Source organism: Bacillus sp. JJ1609, from assembly GCF_036967045.1.
Lineage (GTDB): Bacteria > Bacillota > Bacilli > Bacillales > Cytobacillaceae > Mesobacillus.
This window is the reverse complement of the sequence record NZ_JBALSS010000023.1, coordinates 1712-4760: the sequence shown is the minus strand read 5'-3', so window position 1 is coordinate 4760 and position 3049 is coordinate 1712. Positions and strand designations below refer to the sequence as shown.

General features: G+C 52.0%; 1 rRNA gene. It reads right to left on the bottom strand.

Annotated features, from left to right (window positions below):
- Positions 1-49: 49 nt before the first annotated feature.
- Positions 50-2984 (bottom strand): 23S ribosomal RNA (locus tag V7654_RS16385).
- Between the last annotated feature and the right edge of the window lie 65 nt (positions 2985-3049).

The window sequence follows — 3049 nt, the reverse complement described above, 5'->3', positions numbered from 1 at the left end:
AAACTAGATAATGTGTAAGAAGAATTTAGAAGAACGAGTAATCTCTAAATAGGTTAAGTCCTCGAACGATTAGTATCAGTCAGCTCCACACGTCACCGCGCTTCCACCTCTGACCTATCAACCTGATCATCTTTCAGGGTTCTTACTAGCTTGCGCTATGGGAAATCTCATCTTGAGGGGGGCTTCATGCTTAGATGCTTTCAGCACTTATCCCGTCCGCACATAGCTACCCAGCGATGCCTTTGGCAAGACAACTGGTACACCAGCGGTGCGTCCATCCCGGTCCTCTCGTACTAAGGACAGCTCCTCTCAAATTTCCTGCGCCCACGACGGATAGGGACCGAACTGTCTCACGACGTTCTGAACCCAGCTCGCGTACCGCTTTAATGGGCGAACAGCCCAACCCTTGGGACCGACTACAGCCCCAGGATGCGATGAGCCGACATCGAGGTGCCAAACCTCCCCGTCGATGTGGACTCTTGGGGGAGATAAGCCTGTTATCCCCGGGGTAGCTTTTATCCGTTGAGCGATGGCCCTTCCATGCGGAACCACCGGATCACTAAGCCCGACTTTCGTCCCTGCTCGACTTGTAGGTCTCGCAGTCAAGCTCCCTTGTGCCTTTACACTCTGCGAATGATTTCCAACCATTCTGAGGGAACCTTTGGGCGCCTCCGTTACTCTTTAGGAGGCGACCGCCCCAGTCAAACTGCCCACCTGACACTGTCTCCCGCCCCGATCAGGGGCGTGGGTTAGAATTTCAATACAGCCAGGGTAGTATCCCACCGACGCCTCCACCGAAGCTGGCGCTCCGGTTTCTCAGGCTCCTACCTATCCTGTACAAGCTGTACCAAAATTCAATATCAGGCTACAGTAAAGCTCCACGGGGTCTTTCCGTCCTGTCGCGGGTAACCTGCATCTTCACAGGTACTATAATTTCACCGAGTCTCTCGTTGAGACAGTGCCCAGATCGTTACGCCTTTCGTGCGGGTCGGAACTTACCCGACAAGGAATTTCGCTACCTTAGGACCGTTATAGTTACGGCCGCCGTTTACTGGGGCTTCGATTCAGAGCTTCGCTTGCGCTAACCCCTCCTCTTAACCTTCCAGCACCGGGCAGGCGTCAGCCCCTATACTTCGCCTTGCGGCTTCGCAGAGACCTGTGTTTTTGCTAAACAGTCGCCTGGGCCTATTCACTGCGGCTCATCTAGGCTATTCACCCAAATGAGCACCCCTTCTCCCGAAGTTACGGGGTCATTTTGCCGAGTTCCTTAACGAGAGTTCTCTCGCTCACCTTAGGATTCTCTCCTCGCCTACCTGTGTCGGTTTGCGGTACGGGCACCTTTTATCTCGCTAGAGGCTTTTCTTGGCAGTGTGAAATCAGGAACTTCGGTACTATATTTCCCTCGCTGTCACAGCTCAGCCTTCACGCAAGCGGGATTTGCCTCACTTGCAGCCTTACTGCTTAGACGCGCATATCCAACAGCGCGCTTACCCTATCCTACTGCGTCCCCCCATTGCTCAAACGATAAAGAGGTGGTACAGGAATATCAACCTGTTGTCCATCGCCTACGCCTTTCGGCCTCGGCTTAGGTCCCGACTAACCCTGAGAGGACGAGCCTTCCTCAGGAAACCTTAGGCATTCGGTGGATGGGATTCTCACCCATCTTTCGCTACTCATACCGGCATTCTCACTTCTAAGCGCTCCACCAGTCCTTACGGTCTAGCTTCAACGCCCTTAGAACGCTCTCCTACCACTGACATCAGAGATGTCAATCCACAGCTTCGGTGATACGTTTAGCCCCGGTACATTTTCGGCGCAGAGTCACTCGACCAGTGAGCTATTACGCACTCTTTAAATGGTGGCTGCTTCTAAGCCAACATCCTGGTTGTCTAAGCAACTCCACATCCTTTTCCACTTAACGTATACTTTGGGACCTTAGCTGGTGGTCTGGGCTGTTTCCCTTTTGACTACGGATCTTATCACTCGCAGTCTGACTCCCACGGATAAGTCTTTGGCATTCGGAGTTTGTCTGAATTCGGTAACCCGATGAGGGCCCCTAGTCCAAACAGTGCTCTACCTCCAAGACTCTTACAACGTGAGGCTAGCCCTAAAGCTATTTCGGAGAGAACCAGCTATCTCCAAGTTCGATTGGAATTTCTCCGCTACCCACACCTCATCCCCGCACTTTTCAACGTGCGTGGGTTCGGGCCTCCAGTTGGTGTTACCCAACCTTCACCCTGGACATGGGTAGATCACCTGGTTTCGGGTCTACGACCACATACTCATTCGCCCTATTCAGACTCGCTTTCGCTGCGGCTCCGTCTTCTCAACTTAACCTTGCATGTAATCGTAACTCGCCGGTTCATTCTACAAAAGGCACGCCATCACCCATTAACGGGCTCTGACTACTTGTAGGCACACGGTTTCAGGATCTATTTCACTCCCCTTCCGGGGTGCTTTTCACCTTTCCCTCACGGTACTGGTTCACTATCGGTCACTAGGGAGTATTTAGCCTTGGGAGATGGTCCTCCCAGCTTCCGACGGGATTTCTCGTGTCCCGCCGTACTCAGGATCCACTCAGGAGGGAACGAAGTTTCAACTACAGGGTTTTTACCTTCTCTGACGGGCCTTTCCAGACCACTTCATCTACCCCGTTCCTTTGTAACTCCATGTAGAGTGTCCTACAACCCCAAGAGGCAAGCCTCTTGGTTTGGGCTATGTCCCGTTTCGCTCGCCGCTACTCAGGGAATCGCGTTTGCTTTCTCTTCCTCCGGGTACTTAGATGTTTCAGTTCCCCGGGTCTGCCTTCAATACCCTATGTATTCAGGTAAAGATACTGTTCCATTACGAACAGTGGGTTTCCCCATTCGGAAATCTCCGGATCAAAGCTTACTTACAGCTCCCCGAAGCATATCGGTGTTAGTCCCGTCCTTCATCGGCTCCTAGTGCCAAGGCATCCACCGTGCGCCCTTTCTAACTTAACCGTTTGACAATAAATTGTCGTGGTTGATTCTCTATTAAATAGAGAGAAAAACTAAAATGGCGATCA